Origin of the sequence: Paracoccus sphaerophysae (assembly GCF_000763805.1) — a bacterium.
Lineage (GTDB): Bacteria > Pseudomonadota > Alphaproteobacteria > Rhodobacterales > Rhodobacteraceae > Paracoccus > Paracoccus sphaerophysae.
Window position 1 is genome coordinate 12,889 of the sequence record NZ_JRKS01000038.1, and the last position, 17,167, is coordinate 30,055.

Below are 17,167 nucleotides of genomic sequence, written 5' to 3' on the forward strand. Positions count from 1 at the left end.
TTATTCCGGCTGCCACGCGTCGTAATCGCGCCGCGCGGCCGGCTCGGCCCGGTACAGAGACCCGGCGGGGCGATAGGCGCCGGGCAGGCCGGTCTGGTTCGGCTGGTGCGGCAGCTCCCACGACTTGCGGGCCAGCGGCACCGTGGTCGGCGGCTCGTCATAGGTGAAATGCAGCCAGCCGTGCCACTCGACCGGCACCCGGCTCGCCTCGGCCTCGCCGTTATAGATCACCCAGCGCCGCTTGCCGCCCGGCGTCTGGTAATAGACGTTGCCCTGTTCGTCCTCGCCCACCCGCGACCCGTGGCGCGCGGTCCACAGCTGGGTGCCCAGGGTCTGCCCGTTCCACCAGGTCAGCAGGCGATCGACGATCCACATGGGCGGGCCTCCGGCACGAAAAATCCGCCCCTCGTATCGCCCAATCCCGCCCCGAGGTCCAGCACCTTGCCGCATCATGACGGCAGAGTGACGGGCGCCCTTGCGCAGCCCCGCGCCCCCGGCTCATCTGCGCCGGAAACGGCGGAGGAGGCGGAAGATGACCGAGGTTCTGATCGCAGGCGGGGCGGTGATGGGCGCCGCGGTGGCCTTCTGGCTGACCCGGCTGGACCCCGGCATCCGCGTCACCGTGGTCGAGCCCGACCCGGGTTATGCGACCTCGTCCACGGCGCTGTCGGCGGCCGGCATCCGGTCCCAGTTCACCAACCCGGTGAACGTCGAGATCTCGCGCTTCGGGATCGAGTTCATCCGCGACTTCGCCCGCCACACCGGCCCCGCCGGGGGCGTGCCCGACCTGGGCCTGCGCGAGAACGGCTATCTCTTCCTCGCCGAGACCGAAACCGGCGCCCTGCAGCTGGAAAACCTCGCCGCGATGCAGCGCTCGCTTGGCGCCGCGACCGAGGTGCTGGACCCCGCCGCCCTGCGCGCCCGGTTTCCGTGGCTCGAGACCGAGGGCGTGTCCGCCGGCAGCTTCGGCCCCCGCGACGAGGGGTTCTTCGACAACATGGGCCTGCTGTCGGGCATGAAGAACGCCGCCCGCGCCGCCGGCGCGCGCTGGCTGACCGACCGCGTCGCGGCGCTGGAACGGGACGGCGACCGCATCACCGCCGCGATCCTTGCGCAAGGCGGCCGCCGCCCCGCCGACATCTTCGTGAACTGCGCCGGCCCCCGCTGCGCCGAGATGCTGCGCACGGTCGGCCTGAACCTGCCGGTCGAGCCGCGCAAGCGCACCATCTTCGTCGTCGACGCCCCCGCCGCCCGCCACCCCGAGGCGCCGCTGATCGTCGACCCCTCGGGCATCTGGATGCGCCCCGAGCACGGCCAGTGGCTGGCCGCCACCGTCCCCGCCACCGACGGCCCCTGCGATCCCGCCGATTTCGTTCCGCAGTCCGAGCTGTGGGAGGACCACGTCTGGCCCCTGCTCTACCAACGCTGCGCCGGCTTCGAGGCCGCGAAGGTGGTGCGCGAATGGGCCGGGCATTACGCCTTCAACACGCTGGACCAGAACGCCATCGTCGGCCGGAACCCGCAGGCCCCGAACCTCTATCACGCCAACGGGTTTTCCGGGCACGGGCTGCAACAGGCCCCCGCGGTGGGGCGCGGCGTCGCCGAACAGATCGTCCACGGCGACTGGGTCACGCTGGACCTGTCGGAGCTGGGGGTGCAGCGGGTGCTGGACGGTCAGCCCTTTGCCGAGGCGGCGATTGTGTGAGGGTTGACCGGATCCATAATTCGAGTATTCACGAATTATGGAAAAGATCGCCCCCGCCGAACGATTCGCCGCCCTCGGCCACCCGGCCCGACTGGCGGTGCTTCGCCTGCTCGTGCAGGCCGGGCCGCAGGGGCTTCCGGCCGGCGACATCGCCGCCCGGCTCGACGCCCGCAACAACACCCTCTCGGCCTATCTCGCCGCGCTCAGCCGCGTCGGGCTGATCGGCTCCGAGCGGCAGGGGCGCTCGATCCGCTACTTCGCAGACATGGCCGGATTGCGCGGCCTCGTCGCCTATCTGCTCGAGGATTGCTGCGGCGGGGACGTTGCCGCCTGCGCCCCGGTCCTCGACCGCATCCTCCACCCCGATCCCGTGAGTGACACCATGACCGCCACCATGACCGACAAACGCTGGAACGTCCTCTTTCTCTGCACCGGCAACTCGGCCCGGTCGCTGATCGCCGAGGCGATTCTGACACAGCTCGGCGCGGACCGCTTCCGCGCCTACTCAGCCGGCTCGCAACCCACGGGCGCGCCGCACCCGATGACCCTCGATCTGCTCGCCCGGCACGGCCATGACCTGTCGGCGGTGCGGTCGAAAAGCTGGGCCGAGTTCGCCGCCGAAGACGCGCCGCAGATGGATTTCGTCTTCACCGTCTGCGACAGCGCGGCGGCCGAGCCCTGCCCGATCTGGCCGGGCCAGCCGATGACGGCGCATTGGGGCCTGCCCGATCCCGCCGCGGCGGCGGGGTCCGAGGCCGAGCGCGCCCTCGCCTTCGCGCAGACCTACGGCGCGCTCGCCAACCGGCTCGGCGCCTTCGTCAACCTGCCGATCGCGTCTCTCGACCGGCTGGCGCTGAAGCGTCAGCTCGACGCCATCGGCACCGCCGACGCGCCCAGCCCCGCGGTGACCGCGTGAGCACCCTGCCCGCCGCACCCGTCCGCGCCCCCGCAACCCTCGGCGGGTTCGAGCGCTACCTGACTGTCTGGATCGCGCTGGCCATGCTGGCGGGCATCGCACTCGGCACCGCCGCGCCTAACATCGTGCGCGCCATCGCCGCGGCCGAGGTCGCAGGCATCAACCTCGTGGTGGCCGCGCTGATCTGGGTCATGGTCTACCCGATGATGATCGCCGTGGACCTCGGCGCCATCCGCGGGGCCTTCCGCCAGCCGCGCGGGCTGGTCATCACCTTGGCCGTCAACTGGGCGATCAAACCCTTCACCATGGCGTTCCTGGCCGTCGTCTTCTTCGACCATGTCTTCGCGCCCTGGATTTCACCCGCGGACGCGCAGCAATACATCGCGGGGCTCGTCCTGCTGGGCGCGGCCCCCTGCACCGCGATGGTCTTCGTGTGGAGCCAGCTCGTCCGCGGCGACCCCGCCTATACGCTGGTGCAGGTGTCGGTGAACGACCTCGTGATGGTGGTGCTGTTCGCGCCCATCGTCGCGCTGATGCTCGGCGTGACCGAGATCGACGTGCCGTGGTCGGTTCTGGTCATGTCCACGGTGCTGTTCATCGTGCTGCCGCTCATCGCCGGGGTTCTGACGCGCCGCCGCCTCGGCACGTCCGAGCGCGTCGGCTCGTTCGTCGGGCGCATCAAGCCGTGGTCGGTGATCGGGCTGATCGCCACGGTGGTGATCCTCTTCGCCCTGCAGGGCCGCGTGCTGGTCGAACGTCCGCTGGTGATCGCCATGATCGCCGTGCCGATCCTGCTGCAAAGCTACGGCATCTTCGCCGTGGGCTACGCGGCCGCGTGGCTCGCCCGCGTGCCGTTCCGCATCGCCGCCCCCTGTGCGCTGATCGGCACCTCGAATTTCTTCGAACTCGCTGTCGCCGTGGCCATCAGCATCTTCGGCCTGAACTCGGGTGCTGCGCTCGCCACGGTGGTGGGGGTGCTGGTCGAGGTGCCCGTGATGCTGACCCTCGTGGCCTTCGCCAACCGCACCCGCGACGCCTTTCCCGCCGAGCCGAGCCGGGCCTAGCCCGCGTCCCGCCTGCGTGCCGCGCCGGGGACGCCCCTGCGCCTGCCCACGCCCTGACGGCTCACCCAGCCGCTCCCCGCGCGGTCCCGGCCCGGCCCCGCGCGGGGCTTCCATCACGGCGAACCGCGTGGCATCACCGCCCCAAAACCAGCGGAGCGGCATGCCCTTCACCATCGCCATAGACGGCCCCGCGGCCTCCGGCAAAGGCACCCTCGCGCGTGCCCTCGCCGACCATTTCAGGTTTCACCACCTCGACACCGGCCTGCTCTATCGCGCCGTCGGGGCGCTTGGCGGCGACCCCGTGGCTGCCGCCGAAAACCTCTCGCCGCAGGACCTGCTCCGCCCCGACCTGCGCACGGCCGAGGCCGGGCAGGCGGCCAGCCGGGTCGCCACCGACCCGCAGGTCCGCGCCGCGCTGGTCGATTTCCAGCGGCGTTTTGCCGTGCAGGAGCCGGGGGCGGTGCTGGACGGCCGCGACATCGGGACGGTGATCTGCCCGGATGCGGCGCTCAAGCTGTATGTCACCGCCGACGACCAGACCCGCGCCGCCCGCCGCGCGGCCGAGCTGGGCGCCGACCCCGCCGAGATGCTGGTCCAGCTGCGCGAGCGCGACGCGCGGGATGCCGCGCGGGCGACGGCGCCGCTGCGGCCGGCCGAGGATGCGGTGCTGCTCGACACCACCGCGATGCGGATCGAGGACGCCGCCGCCGCCGCCATCGTGTTGGTCCAGGCGCGCCTGACCGCCTGAGCGGTCCGCCGCGCCGTCAGCACGCCGTTCGCATGAACCGTGCATGAACAGCGCATGAACGATGCACGAACCGCAGACGGCCGGCTCCGGCCCTCAGCCCATCAGCCGGGATTTCACCAGCGCCCCCGCGGCGCCGAAATCCATCTGCCCGGCGTGCCGCTCGCGCAGCGCGCCCATGACCCGGCCCATGTCGCGCACGCCGGCCGCGCCAAGCTCGGCGATGACGCGGTCGATCACTGCGGCGACCTCGGCCTGATCCAGCTGCCGGGGCAGGAATTCCTGAATGATCGCAATCTCTTGCGTCTCGCGCTCGGCCAGTTCCAGCCGCCCGCCTTCCTCATAGGCGCGGGCCGATTCCTGGCGCTGCTTCACCATCCGCGACAGCAGCGCGACGATGTCGTCCTCGGCCAGCGCCGCCTGCCCCGGCTCGCCGCGAATGGCGATCTCGCGGTCCTTGATCGCCGCCCCGATCAGCCGCAGCGTCGACAGCCGCAGCTGGTCCTTGGCCCGCATCGCGTCTTTCGTGGCGTCCTGAATTCGCGTCCGAAGGTCCATGTCGTCCTCGCTTTTCCGCTGCGCTCACCCTTGGACGCGAACGCCGCACCGGGTCAAGCCGCCTTGACCCCGCGCCGCGCTTCCCCTAGCAGTCGCCCGATTTCCCGGGGGTTCGACGATGGAACAGAAACCGACCGCGTGCCTCGCACTGGCCGACGGAACGATCTTCTATGGCCACGGCTTCGGCGCGACCGGAGAGGTGGTGGCCGAGCTGGTCTTCAACACCGCCATGACCGGCTATCAGGAGATCATGACCGACCCCTCCTATGCCGCCCAGGTCGTGACCTTCACCTTCCCCCATATCGGCAACACCGGCATCACCCCCGAGGATGACGAGGCGCCCGAGCCCGTCGCCGCCGGCATCGTGGTCAAGTGGGACCCGACCGAGCCGTCGAACTGGCGCGCGACCAGCGACCTGGCGGACTGGATGGCACGCCGCGGGCGGATCGGCATCGGCGGCGTGGACACCCGCCGGCTGACCCGCGCGATCCGCCAGCAGGGGGCACCGCATGTCGTGCTCGCCCATGATCCGCAGGGGAATTTCGACATCGAATCGCTGATCGCCAAGGCCCGCGCCTGGCCGGGACTGGTCGGCCTGGACCTCGCGCGCGAGGTGACCTGCGCGCAGTCCTACCGCTGGGACGAGGGGCTGTGGCGCTGGAACGAGGGGTTCGGCGGCGACGGCCCCGACCGCCCCTTCCGCGTCGTGGCGCTGGATTACGGCGCCAAGCGCAACATCCTGCGCTCGCTGGCCGAAAGCGGCGCCGACGTCACGGTGCTGCCCGCCACCGCGACCGCCGAAGAGATCCTCGCCCATGACCCCGAGGGGGTCTTCCTGTCGAACGGCCCGGGCGATCCCGCCGCGACCGGCGAATACGCCGTGCCGACGATCCGCCGGCTGCTCGACCGCGACCTGCCGATCTTTGGCATCTGCCTGGGCCACCAGATGCTTGCGCTGGCGCTTGGCGCCGAGACGATCAAGATGAACCACGGGCATCACGGGGCGAACCACCCGGTCAAGGACGTGGAGACGGGCAAGGTCGAGATCACCTCGATGAATCATGGCTTTGCGGTCGACGCCCAGACCCTGCCGCAAGGCGTGATCGAAACCCATGTGAGCCTGTTCGACGGGTCAAACTGCGGCTTGCGGGTGGCGGATCGGCCGGTGTTTTCTGTCCAGTATCACCCCGAAGCCAGCCCCGGCCCGCAGGACAGCGCCTATCTGTTCCAGCGCTTCGCCGACGCCATGCAGACCCGGCGCTGAGTCCGGGCCGGCGTTAACCGCGGCTTAAAGATTTACGGCCATCAAGGACGGGCATTCTTCTGCCAGAGGTGCCCGATGTCCGTCACGCCGATTCGCCGCGCTGCGCGGACCCACGACGCGCCCAGTGAGGCCGTTACGCCCTCCGCGCCGATCCCGTTCGGCCCGCGCAGCGTTCGCGACAGCGACCGCCCCGCGCCGCGGCACGAGGGCCGCGAGCAGCGTGCGCTGGGACAGCTGCTGCTCGATGACGGGGCGGTGGACCCCGGCAATCTGCTCAAGGCGCTGGTCATGCACCGGCGCGAATCGGCCCGGCTGGGGGAAATCCTGCTCGCGCATGGCTGGGTGACCGAGGCGGCGCTGAGCCGGGCACTGTCGCGGCAATGGCGCACCAGCGTCATCGACCTCAAGGCGCTGCCGCCCGATTCGCGGCTGATCGACGAGGCCGAGGCGGACTGGTGCCTGTCGCACGGCATCGTTCCGTGGCGGCGGACCGGGGGGGTCACCTTCGTCGCCGCCTCGCGACCCGACCTGTTCGAGGCGGCGCGGGCGCGGCTGGAAGCGCGGCTGGGTCCGATCCGCATGCTGCTCTGCGCCGAAACCGACGGCACCGAAGCGCTGCTTGCCACCCGCAAGACCGCGCTGATCCGCCAGGCCGAAACCTGCGTCGCGCCGGAACTCAGCTGCCGCACCCGCAACGAACTGCGGATGGGTGCGATCCTGCTGGTGGGGATGGTGCTGCTGGCGGCCGGGCTGTGGGTTGCGCCGGTCGCGGTGCTGGCCGCGGTCAGCGCCCTGACCATCCTGACACTGGCGGCGACGACCGCGCTCAAGGCGCTTGCGTTCCGGGAAACGCTGCGGGGGGCAGAGAGCCCGCCGGTCGCGACGACGGCCGAAATGCTGGCGCGGCTGCCGGTGATCTCGGTCATGGTGCCGATGTTCCGCGAGGAGGATATCGCAGATCGGCTGGTCGGGCGGCTGGCGCGCCTCGACTATCCGCGCGAGCTGACCGACATCCTGCTGGTGGTCGAGGAAACCGATCAGGTCACCCGCGGCGCGCTCGCCGGAGTCAGGCTGCCGTCCTGGATCCGCGTCGTGACCGTTCCCGACGGACCGATCCGGACCAAGCCGCGGGCGCTGAACTATGCGCTGAACTTCTGCCGCGGCTCGATCATCGGGGTGTGGGACGCCGAGGACCGGCCCGAGTCCGACCAGCTGCACAAGATCGCCCGGCATTTTCACTTTGCCGACGACAAGGTCGCCTGCGTGCAGGGCGCGCTGGACTTCTACAACCCGCGGACGAACTGGCTCGCCCGCTGCTTCACGCTGGAATATTCGGCCTGGTTCCGCGGCATCCTGCCCGGACTGGCGCGGCTGGGGCTCGTGGTGCCGCTGGGCGGCACGACCTTCTTCATCCGCCGCGATGCGCTGGACCGGGCTGGCCGCTGGGACGGGTGGAACGTGACTGAGGACGCGGACCTGGGCGTCCGCCTGGCCCGGCTGGGCTACGTGACCGAGATCGTGGACACCACCACCCACGAAGAGGCGAACTGCCGCACCATGCCGTGGATCAAGCAGCGCTCGCGCTGGCTCAAGGGCTTCGCGATGACCTGGGGGGTCCACATGCGCGACCCGCGGCAGCTGTGGCACGAAATCGGTCCGGCGCGGACGATCGGCTTTCACCTGCAGATGTTCGCGACGGTGCAGCAATTCCTGCTCGCGCCCATCCTGTGGAGCTTCTGGCTGCTGGTGCTAGGGCTGAACCACCCGGTCAGCGGGCTGGTCGGCGGCTGGCTGGGCATCGCGGTGATCGGGCTCTTCATCGCCTCCGAGGCGCTGAACCTGATCGTGGCGGCGTGGTCGGTGAGGCGCACCCATCCGGGGCTGATGCCGTGGGCGCCGACGCTGTACCTGTATTTCCCGCTGGCCTGCCTCGCGGCGTGGAAGGCGGCCTACGAGATCGTGGCCAAGCCGTTCTACTGGGACAAGACGACGCACGGCGTCTTTGACCACGTTGCCGACGAGGCGGCGCAGCCGCTGGTCACCGAGGCCGCCCTGATCCCGCTGGTGGCAGGGCTACCGGACGTCGCCGCGGCGCGGCTGCCGCCAACCGGCAACGGGCTCGTTGGCACGGCTGGCGCCGGCGCGGGTCCCGGGGCGGCAGCCGGTCATGCGACGATCCAGATCGCGGGGACGATCGCCTGAGGGACGTCCCGGGTTCCACGGCGACGGGCGAGACCGCCCTTGGGGGTCGGCGACTCGCAGCGTCCTGACCGGAGAGCGATGAAGGCAACGGTCAGGTGCCGACATGGGTGATGCGTCGGGGCCGTCACCGCGCAAGAACGTCGTCGTTCCCCGTGGCCACGCGACAGCCGGCGGCGCGAGCGAGGTGGGACATGGCAACCCGGGCGGTTCCCCGACCTCAGTGATCAGAACAGCGATCCCTGACCCGAGGACGTCGGCTTTCCGCCGCGTGGCGGGGCGGTTCTGCCCGGGGGGCGCGGCTTCGGCGGCTCGGCGGGAACTGCCTCATTGGCACCCGGCACCTGCACCTCCGTGCCGGTCGCCTCGCCCGGCCCGCCCTCGGGAACCGCGCCCAGATGGCCGTCGTGGAACTCCAGATCCAGCCGCGCCACCCGCGCCGCGGCGGCGGCAGAGGTCAGCAGCCCCTCCGGCCCGCGCACGATCACGAAGCCGCGGCGCAGGGTCTCGGTGTGCCCCAGCGTCTGGCGCAGACGGTCGAGCGCGTCCAGCGCCTGCCGCCGGTCACCGGCGAGCCGCGGGCCCAGCGCCGCCAGCCGTCGGGCGGAAGCCTCCAGCGCCGCCCGGCGCTCGGCGTGATCGCGCCGCGCCGTGGCGATCATGCGTCCGCGCGCCGCTTCCAGCCGCGATCCGAGGCCGCGCAGCCGGCGGGCTTCGGCCTCCTGCCGACGCGCCAGGGCCGGCTCGATCCGGTCCCGTTGCCCCTCCAGCCGCCGACCCGCTGCCGCCAGCGCCATCCGCACCGCGGCTGCGCGCACCACCGGCAGCGCAGCGCCGCGGCGATCCCCTTCGCGCCGCGCCGCCAGCTTCAGCGCCTGCGCCGCGCGGTCATACCCCGCCCGGCGGTCGGCCATGAAGCTGCGCAGCGCGTAAAGCGGCAGGTCCAGCGACTCGGTGCTGCGGCGGCGGTCGCGCATGAAGCTGCGCAGCATCGGTTCCAGCCGTGGCCCGGTCAGGTCCAGCCGCTGGCGCGCCGCATCGGTCAGCGCCTGCGGCCGGCCCAACCCGCGGCCCAGATCGCCCAGCCGCTGCGCGGGCCGGTCGATGCGCGCCTGCACCGACCGCCACAGCCGCGCCTGGCTGTCCGACACCCGCGCCCCCAGTTCGGCCAGCACCGGCACCGCCAGCTCCGCCGCCGCGGTCGGCGTCGGCGCGCGCAGGTCGGCGGCGTGGTCGATCAGCGTCGTGTCGGTCTCGTGCCCCACGGCCGAGATCAGCGGGATCGTGCCCGCCGCGACCGCGCGGACGACCGCCTCGTCGTTGAAGCCCCACAGGTCCTCGACCGATCCGCCGCCCCGCGCGACGATGATCAGGTCCGGCCGCGGGATCGCCCCGCCCGCCTCGATCGCGTTCAGCCGCGCCACCGCCGCCGCCACCTGCGGCGCGGATTGCGCGCCCTGCACCGCCACCGGCCAGATCAGCACCCGGCTGGGAAACCGATCGCGCAGCCGGTGCAGGATGTCGCGGATGACCGCCCCCGACGGCGAGGTCACCACGGCGATCACGTCGGGCAGATAGGGGATCGGCCGCTTGCGGGCAGCATCGAACAGCCCTTCGGCGGCCAGCAGGCGGCGGCGCTGGTCCAGCATCGCCATCAGCGCACCGATCCCCGCCGGCTCGACCGATTCGACCAGCAGCTGATACTTGGACTGGCCGGGGAAGGTGGTCAGCCGGCCGGTGACGATGACCTCGATCCCTTCCTCGGGCCGGTGCGGCAGCCGGCAGGCATTGTCGCGCCAGCACACGGCGGCGATCACCGCCCGGTCGTCCTTGAGATCGAAATACAGGTGCCCCGAGGACGGCCGCGACACCCGCCCGACCTCGCCGCGCACGCGCACGCGGCCGAACTCGCCCTCGATCACCCGGCGGACCGCGCCCGAGATCTCGGACACGCTCAGCGGCGGGGCGTTCCCCGGGCCGGCGTCGGGGCTGGCATCCTCGAACAGTTCCATCCCGTTCGTGTCGCCCAGCCCGGCGCGGTGTTCAAGCCGCAACCGACCCCCTGCCGGCCCGGTGGCCGGAACGCCCCGCTGAATCCCTCCGCGCCGGGCCTTGTCGCCTTCCGGCGCGCGGCCTAAAGCCCTGCGGCAGACGGCAGAGGGGGCGCGACGATGAACATCCTGATCCTGGGCGGCGGCGGGCGCGAGCACGCGCTGGCATGGGCGATCCGGCAGAACCCCAAATGCGACCGGCTGATCGTGGCGCCGGGCAATGCCGGCATCGCCGCCATCGCGCGCTGCGCCGGCCTGGCGATCGAGGACGGCCCGGCGGTGGTCGCCTTCTGCGAGGAGCATGCCATCGACCTGGTGGTGATCGGCCCCGAGGCGCCCCTGGCGGCGGGCGTCGCCGACGCGCTGCGGACCGCCGGCATCCCGGTCTTCGGCCCCTCGCGGGCGGCGGCGATGCTCGAGGCGTCCAAGGCCTTCACCAAGGAAATCTGCGACGCCTGCGGCGCGCCGACGGCGGCCTGGGCGCGGTTCACCGACGCCACCCCGGCCCATGCGCACATCGCCCGCACCGGCGCCCCGATCGTCATCAAGGCCGACGGGCTCGCCGCCGGCAAGGGCGTGACCGTCGCCATGACCGAGGCCGAGGCGACCGACGCCATCGACGCGGCCTTCGGCGGCGCATTCGGCGCGGCCGGCGCCGAGGTCGTCATCGAGGAGTTCATGGAAGGCGAGGAGGCCAGCTTCTTCGTCCTCTGCGACGGCAACACCTGCCTGCCCATCGGCACCGCCCAGGACCACAAGCGCGTGGGTGACGGCGACACCGGGCCGAATACCGGCGGCATGGGCGCCTATTCCCCGGCTCCGGTCCTGACCGAGGCGCTGCAGGCGCAGGTGATGGCTCAGATCGTTCAGCCCACCGTGGCCGAGATGGCCCGCCGCGGCACGCCGTTCCAGGGGGTGCTGTATGCGGGGCTGATGATCCGCGACGGGCAGGCGCGGCTGGTCGAATACAACGTCCGCTTCGGTGATCCGGAATGCCAAGTGCTGATGATGCGGCTGGGCGCGCAGGCGCTGGACCTGATCCATGCCTGCGCCGAGGGGCGGCTGGCCGAGGTCGCCGTGAACTGGGCCGACGACCACGCGCTGACCGTGGTGCTGGCGGCAGAGGGCTATCCCGGCGACTATGCCAAGGGCAGCGTGATCGCGGGGCTGGACGCCCTGCCCGAGGATTCCGCGCAGATGCTGTTTCACGCCGGCACCGCCCAGCGCGACGGCCAGGTGGTCGCCAATGGCGGCCGGGTGCTGGCCGCGACCGGCCGCGGCGCGACCCTGGCCGAGGCCCGCGACCGCGCCTATGCGCTGGCCGAGGCGGTGGACTGGCCGCAGGGCTTCATGCGGCGCGATATCGGCTGGCGGGCGCTGTAGCCCCTATTCCACCGTCACCGATTTCGCCAGGTTGCGCGGCTGGTCCACGTCGGTCCCCTTGGCGACCGCCGTGTGATAGGCCAGCAGCTGCATCGGCACCGCATAGACGATGGGCGCGAACACCCCCGCCCCGGCAGGCAGGGTCAGCGTGGCATGGGCGCCCTCGGCCCCCGCCGCGATCCCCTCGGCATCCGACAGCAGCAGCACCTGCCCGTGGCGCGCCATCACCTCCTGCATGTTCGAGACGGTCTTTTCGAACAGCGGGTCCGAGGGCGCCACCACGACAACCGGCACGTTGCGGTCGATCAGCGCGATCGGCCCGTGCTTGAGTTCGCCCGATGCATAACCTTCGGCATGGATGTAGCTGATTTCCTTCAGCTTCAGCGCGCCCTCCAGGGCGATCGGATACAACGCGCCGCGGCCCAGGAACAGCACGTCCTGCGCCTCGGCCAGCCAGTCGGCCAGCCGGCGGCAGTCGTCGGAAATCCCCACCGCCTGGCTGACCAGAGCCGGCACCGCCAGCAGGTCGTCGAGATGCGCGGCCAGTGACGCCGGGTCCAGCGCGCCGCGATCCTGCGCCGCCTTCAGCGCCAGCACCGCCAGCACCGCCAGCTGGCAGGTGAAGGCCTTGGTCGACGCCACCCCGACCTCGATCCCGGCCAGGATGGGCAGCGCGATGTCGGCGTCGCGCGCGATGGCCGAGGTGCCCACGTTCACCACGCCCAGCGTCTTGGCGACCTTCTCCTTGCTGTAATGCAGCGCCGCCAGCGTATCGGCGGTTTCGCCCGACTGGCTGACGAAGATCGCCCAGCTGCGCGGCGACAGCGGCGGCTCGCGATAGCGGAACTCGGAGGCCACGTCGACGTCGCAGGGCAGGCCGGCCAGCCGCTCGAACCAGTATTTCGCCACATAGCCCGCGTAATAGGCCGTCCCGCAGCCGACCAGCGTGATGCGGTCGACGCCGGAAAAGTCGATGCTGTCAGGCAGCACGATGCGGCCGTCCTTGACGTAATGGCTCAGCGCGTCGCCCAGGACGGTCGGCTGCTGGGCGATCTCCTTGGCCATGAAGTGGCGATAGCCGCCCTTGTCGATGGCGGTGGCGCCGACGTCGATACGGGCCACGTCGCGGTTGGCGCGGCGGCCGTCAGCGTCGAAGATTTCGGCCGAGTTGCGGGTCAGCACGACGTGATCGCCGTCCTCCAGATAGGTGATCCGGTCGGTGAAGGGCGCCAGCGCGATGGCGTCCGAACCCAGGAACATCTCGCCGTCGCCATGCCCCAGCGCCAGCGGGCTGCCCTTGCGGGCGCCGATCATCAGGTCGCCCTCGCCCTGGAACAGGAAGGCGAGCGCGAAGGCGCCGTGGAGCTTCTTCAGCGTCGCCTGCACCGCCGCCAGCGGCGCCATGCCCTGCGCCATGTGGTGGCCGGTCAGCAGGGCCACGGTTTCGGTGTCGGTCTCGGTCTGGGCAACGATGCCGGCCTCGGCCAACTCGGCGCGCAGCTCGCGGAAGTTCTCGATGATGCCGTTATGGACGACGGCCACGCCGCCGTGGCGGTGCGGGTGGGCGTTGCCTTCGGTCGCCGCGCCATGCGTGGCCCAGCGGGTGTGGCCGATGCCCGACCGGCCCGAGAGCGGGTCGTGGACCAGCAGGTCGGACAGGTTGACCAGCTTGCCCACGGCGCGGCGCCGGGCCAGCTGGCCCGCATCGTCCACCGTCGCCACCCCGGCGCTGTCATAGCCGCGATATTCCAGCCGCTTCAGCGCCTCGACAAGTTGCGGTGCAACCTGATTTTTTCCCAGTATGCCGATGATTCCGCACATCTTATTTCCCCTTGCCCGCGCGCAGCGCCTGCATGATCCGGGCCGCGAGCCCCGGCTTGGTCACCTGCCGCGCCCGGCCCAGGCCCAGCGCCTCGTCCGGCACGTCCTCGGTGATGACCGACCCCGATCCGGTCATCGCCCGCGCCCCCACCCGCACCGGCGCGACCAGCATCGTGTCCGAGCCGATGAAGGCATCTGCGCCGATCTCGGTCCGGTGCTTGCCCACGCCGTCATAGTTGCAGGTGACGGTGCCGGCGCCGATGTTGGTGCGCTCGCCGATCTCGGCATCGCCCAGATAGGTCAGGTGGCCGACCTTGACGCCCTCGTGCAGGACGCTGTTCTTGACCTCGACGAAGTTTCCGACATGCACGTCGCCGCCCAGTTCCGCCCCCGGCCGCAGCCGGGCGAAGGGGCCGACGGTGGCGCCGGCGCTGACATGGCAGCCTTCCAGGTGGCAGAAGGGCAGGATCTCGGCGCCGCTTTCGACGGTCACGCGGGGGCCGAAGACGACGTTCTGCCCGATCACCGCGTCGCGGCCGATCGCCGTGTCGGGGGCGAACCAGACCGTCCCGGGATCGGCGAGGGTGACGCCGTTCTCAAGCGCCTCGGCGCGCTTGCGGGCCTGGAACGAGGCCTCGGCCTGAGCCAGTTCGGCGCGGGTGTTGATGCCCAGCGTCTCGGATTCGTCGCAGGTGACGACCGCGGCCCGGCGCCCCTCCGCCCGGGCCAGTCCGACCACGTCGGTCAGGTAGTATTCGCCGGCCGCGTTGTCGTTGCCCAGCCGCCCGACCAGATCCCGCAGCAGACCCGCATCCGCCGCCATCACGCCCGAATTGCACAGCGCGATCTGGCGGGTTGCGGCGTCGGCGTCCTTGAATTCCACGATCCGGTCCAGGTCGTCGCCCTTGACCACCAGCCGGCCATAGCGGCCGGGATCGGCGGCCTCGAACCCCAGCACCACCACGTCGGCGGGATGGGCGACCAGCGCCGCCAGCGTCTCGGCGCCGATGAAGGGCGTGTCGCCATACAGCACCACGACCTTGCCCGCGAAGCCGTCCAGCAGCGGCAGGGCCTGGGCGACCGCGTGGCCGGTGCCCAGCTGTTCGGTCTGCAGCGCCACCTGCGCCTCGGGGTCGAGCTTGCCCACGGCCTTCGTCACCGCCTGGGCGCCGTGGCCCGCGACCACCACGATCCGGTCGGGGTCGAGGCTGCGGCCCGCGGCCAGCGCGTGGCCAACCAGCGGGACGCCGCCCAGCCGGTGCAGCACCTTGGGCAGGTCGGATTGCATCCGGCTGCCCTGCCCCGCCGCCAGCACCACCAGCGCAACCGCCTGTCCCGTCATCTGCCCCGCCCGTTTCGTTGATCTTTCCCGGCCTTCTAGCTAGGCCCGGTGCAAGGCGAAAGAGGTCGTCCGGTCACAAGGTTTGACGAAAGGTTACCAGGCATGAGCACGCGCGGCACGGTTGTCTTCGACGTCGACGGTACCCTGGCCGACACCGCAGCCGACCTGATCGCGGCGGCGAATGCCTGTTTCCGGTCGCGCGGGCTGGGCGATCTGCTGCATCCCCGCGACGACGCCGGCATCGCCTTTCACGGCGGCCGGGCGATGCTGCGGGCGGGCTATGGGCGCGCGCCGGCCGACACGCTGCTGCCGCCGGGGGCCGAGGACGAGGATTTCCCGCGGCTGCTGGATTTCTATGACGACGGCATCGCCGTCTCGACCCGGCTGTATGACGGCGTCGAAGAGGCGCTCAACGCGCTGGCCGCAGACGGCGCGATCCTGTCGGTCTGCACCAACAAGCCGCAGGCGTTGGCCGAAAAGCTGCTGGCGGCGCTGGGGATCCGCGACCGCTTCGCGGCGCTGGTCGGGGCCGACACCCTGCCGGTCCGCAAGCCCGACCCACGCCCCTATTCCGCCGCGGTCGAGCGGGCCGGCGGGACCGTGGCACGGTCGTTCCTGGTCGGCGACACCGAGACCGACCTCAAGACCGCGCGCGCCAGCGGCGTGCCGGTGACGCTGGTGGGGTTCGGCCCGGAAGGTCCGGGGATCGCCCGGTTTTCTCCCGACCACATCCTCGACCACTTCGCCGAGCTGCCGGCGCTGGCGCGGGACTGGCTCAGGCCGTGAGGCTGTCGAGCTCGGCCCGCAGCGCCGTCGCCTCGGCCTGATCGGGCGGGCCGCGGCGGGCGAGGGCGGCCGCGGCGCGCTCGATGGCCGGGCCGCTCATCATGCCGGCGGCGGCGGCCACGGCGGCGAACTCGGCCCGCGTGAGGTTGCAGGCCAGCACCAGATCGCAGCCGGCGGCGATCGCCGCCGCCGCGCGGTCACCGGGCGTGCCGGTCAGCGCGTTCATCCCGATATCGTCGCTCATCAGCAGCCCGCCAAAGCCGATGCGGTCGCGGATCAGGGCGATGGCGGCGGGCGAGGCCGTGGCCGGCCGGTCGTCCAGCCGGGTCAGCCGGATATGCGCCGTCATCCCGATCGGCAGGTCGGCCAGCGCCCGGAACGGGGCGAAGTCGCTGTCGTCCAGCTCGTCCAGTTCCACGTCGAGGATCGGCAGGTCGTGGTGGCTGTCGACCCGGGTGCGGCCGTGGCCCGGCATGTGCTTGACGATGGGCAGCACGCCCGCGGCCAGCAGCCCGTCCGCCGCCGCCCGGCCCATCCGCGCCACGGTAGCGGCATCCGAGCCAAAGCAGCGGTTGCGCAGGAACGGATGCGTGGCCTCGTCGGCGATGTCGAGGCACGGCGCGGCGTCCGCGTCGATGCCCACGGCGCGCAGCTCCTGCCCCATCAGCCGGTGGCGCAGCTCGACCGCGCGGGCGCCATCGGCGGCGCTGTCCATCGCCGCGGGCCAGTCGGTCCAGTGCGGCGAGCGCAGGCGCTGGACGCGGCCGCCTTCCTGATCGGTCATCACAACCGCGTCGCGGCCCACCGTCTCGCGCAGGTCGGCGGTCAGCCGGCGCAGCTGGTCGGGCGTCTCGACGTTGCGGGCAAAGAGGATGAAGCCCCACGGATCGGCCTCGCGCAGGAAGGCGCGTTCGTCCCGGTCCAGCGTCAGACCGTCGACACCGAGGATCGTCGCCCCATGCGCCCCGAGGCCATCAGACGAGGAAGCCCCGCCCTTGCGGGGCGGGGCGGGGTCGGTCCCGTGGGAAAGGCTCACTTGGCGACCGCGGGGATGCAGTCGGTGCCGGCCTCGATCAGCGCAGCGCAGAACTTGCGGGCGTCGTCGCGGTTGTCGAACCCGGCCACGCGCAGGCGATAGAAGGTGCGTCCGCCGGCCTTGTGTTCCTGCACCACCGGCGCCTTGCCCGAGAAAAGCTCGCCGTAGCGGGCGGAAACGCGGCTCCATTCGCTTTCGGCGATGGCGCCGGAATCGAAGGCGCCTATCTGGACCAGCGGCGCGCCCGAGGCGACCGAGGCCTGCTGCACCGGCGCCATCGCCGAAAGCGAATGGAGC

General features: G+C 71.7%; 14 protein-coding genes and 1 pseudogene. 8 read left to right on the forward strand and 7 right to left on the reverse strand.

The window, feature by feature from the left end; genetic code table 11:
- Positions 1-375: an NADH:ubiquinone oxidoreductase subunit NDUFA12 gene (locus IC63_RS11190; RefSeq protein ID WP_036720347.1), complete on the reverse strand. Its 375-nt coding sequence runs from the start codon at positions 373-375 to the stop codon at positions 1-3.
- A gap of 157 nt (positions 376-532) precedes the next feature.
- On the opposite strand from IC63_RS11190, the gene IC63_RS11195 reads away from it, so the two are divergent.
- The 4 genes from IC63_RS11195 to IC63_RS11210 all read left to right on the forward strand — a co-directional run bounded on the left by IC63_RS11195 (position 533) and on the right by IC63_RS11210 (position 4,433).
- The gene (locus tag IC63_RS11195; RefSeq protein ID WP_036720350.1) at positions 533-1,705 is read left to right on the forward strand and encodes an NAD(P)/FAD-dependent oxidoreductase; all 1,173 of its coding nucleotides are present in this window, start codon (positions 533-535) and stop codon (positions 1,703-1,705) included.
- Positions 1,706-1,742: 37 nt separating this feature from the next.
- Complete coding sequence (locus tag IC63_RS11200) at positions 1,743-2,621, forward strand: arsenate reductase/protein-tyrosine-phosphatase family protein (RefSeq protein WP_036720352.1); 879 nt, start codon at positions 1,743-1,745, stop codon at positions 2,619-2,621.
- Positions 2,622-2,704: 83 nt separating this feature from the next.
- Positions 2,705-3,685 carry an ACR3 family arsenite efflux transporter gene (arsB, locus tag IC63_RS11205; protein WP_084115780.1) on the forward strand — a complete coding sequence of 327 codons (981 nt, stop codon included), beginning with the start codon at positions 2,705-2,707 and terminating at the stop codon, positions 3,683-3,685.
- 160 nt (positions 3,686-3,845) lie between these two features.
- Positions 3,846-4,433, forward strand: a complete 588-nt coding sequence (locus tag IC63_RS11210; RefSeq protein ID WP_036720355.1) for a (d)CMP kinase — start codon at positions 3,846-3,848, stop codon at positions 4,431-4,433.
- Positions 4,434-4,526: 93 nt separating this feature from the next.
- On the opposite strand, the gene IC63_RS11215 is transcribed toward IC63_RS11210, so the two are convergent.
- The gene (locus tag IC63_RS11215; protein ID WP_036720358.1) at positions 4,527-4,988 is read right to left on the reverse strand and encodes a GatB/YqeY domain-containing protein; all 462 of its coding nucleotides are present in this window, start codon (positions 4,986-4,988) and stop codon (positions 4,527-4,529) included.
- A gap of 118 nt (positions 4,989-5,106) precedes the next feature.
- Between IC63_RS11215 and carA the strand changes: the two genes are divergently transcribed.
- Both carA and IC63_RS11225 read left to right on the forward strand, forming a co-directional pair.
- Entirely contained in the window at positions 5,107-6,252 is a 1,146-nt protein-coding gene (carA, locus tag IC63_RS11220; RefSeq protein WP_036720361.1) for a glutamine-hydrolyzing carbamoyl-phosphate synthase small subunit, read from the forward strand.
- Positions 6,253-6,327: 75 nt separating this feature from the next.
- Positions 6,328-8,454: a glycosyltransferase family 2 protein gene (locus tag IC63_RS11225; RefSeq protein WP_084115776.1), complete on the forward strand. Its 2,127-nt coding sequence runs from the start codon at positions 6,328-6,330 to the stop codon at positions 8,452-8,454.
- A gap of 401 nt (positions 8,455-8,855) precedes the next feature.
- On the opposite strand, the pseudogene xseA reads toward IC63_RS11225, so the two are convergent.
- Positions 8,856-10,463, reverse strand: a pseudogene (gene xseA / locus IC63_RS11230) (exodeoxyribonuclease VII large subunit); the annotation flags it as partial.
- 159 nt (positions 10,464-10,622) lie between these two features.
- Between xseA and purD the strand changes: the two are divergent.
- The gene (gene purD / locus IC63_RS11235) at positions 10,623-11,885 is read left to right on the forward strand and encodes a phosphoribosylamine--glycine ligase (protein ID WP_036720364.1); all 1,263 of its coding nucleotides are present in this window, start codon (positions 10,623-10,625) and stop codon (positions 11,883-11,885) included.
- A 3-nt stretch (positions 11,886-11,888) separates the two neighbouring features.
- Here the strand turns inward: purD and glmS are convergent, their stop codons facing one another.
- Both glmS and glmU read right to left on the reverse strand, forming a co-directional pair.
- Entirely contained in the window at positions 11,889-13,706 is a 1,818-nt protein-coding gene (gene glmS, locus IC63_RS11240; RefSeq protein WP_036720366.1) for a glutamine--fructose-6-phosphate transaminase (isomerizing), read from the reverse strand.
- A 1-nt stretch (position 13,707) separates the two neighbouring features.
- Positions 13,708-15,048 carry a bifunctional UDP-N-acetylglucosamine diphosphorylase/glucosamine-1-phosphate N-acetyltransferase GlmU gene (gene glmU / locus IC63_RS11245; protein WP_036720369.1) on the reverse strand — a complete coding sequence of 447 codons (1,341 nt, stop codon included), beginning with the start codon at positions 15,046-15,048 and terminating at the stop codon, positions 13,708-13,710.
- Positions 15,049-15,150: 102 nt separating this feature from the next.
- On the opposite strand from glmU, the gene IC63_RS11250 reads away from it, so the two are divergent.
- Positions 15,151-15,834 carry an HAD-IA family hydrolase gene (locus tag IC63_RS11250; protein WP_036720371.1) on the forward strand — a complete coding sequence of 228 codons (684 nt, stop codon included), beginning with the start codon at positions 15,151-15,153 and terminating at the stop codon, positions 15,832-15,834.
- On the opposite strand, the gene nagZ is transcribed toward IC63_RS11250, so the two are convergent.
- Together nagZ and IC63_RS11260 are read right to left on the reverse strand one after the other, a co-directional pair.
- Positions 15,824-16,783 carry a beta-N-acetylhexosaminidase gene (nagZ, locus tag IC63_RS11255; protein ID WP_036720401.1) on the reverse strand — a complete coding sequence of 320 codons (960 nt, stop codon included), beginning with the start codon at positions 16,781-16,783 and terminating at the stop codon, positions 15,824-15,826. The genes IC63_RS11250 and nagZ overlap by 11 nt on opposite strands.
- An 83-nt stretch (positions 16,784-16,866) precedes the next feature.
- Positions 16,867-17,167: SPOR domain-containing protein (locus IC63_RS11260; protein WP_198026305.1), on the reverse strand; the 301-nt coding region annotated here is incomplete at its 5' end.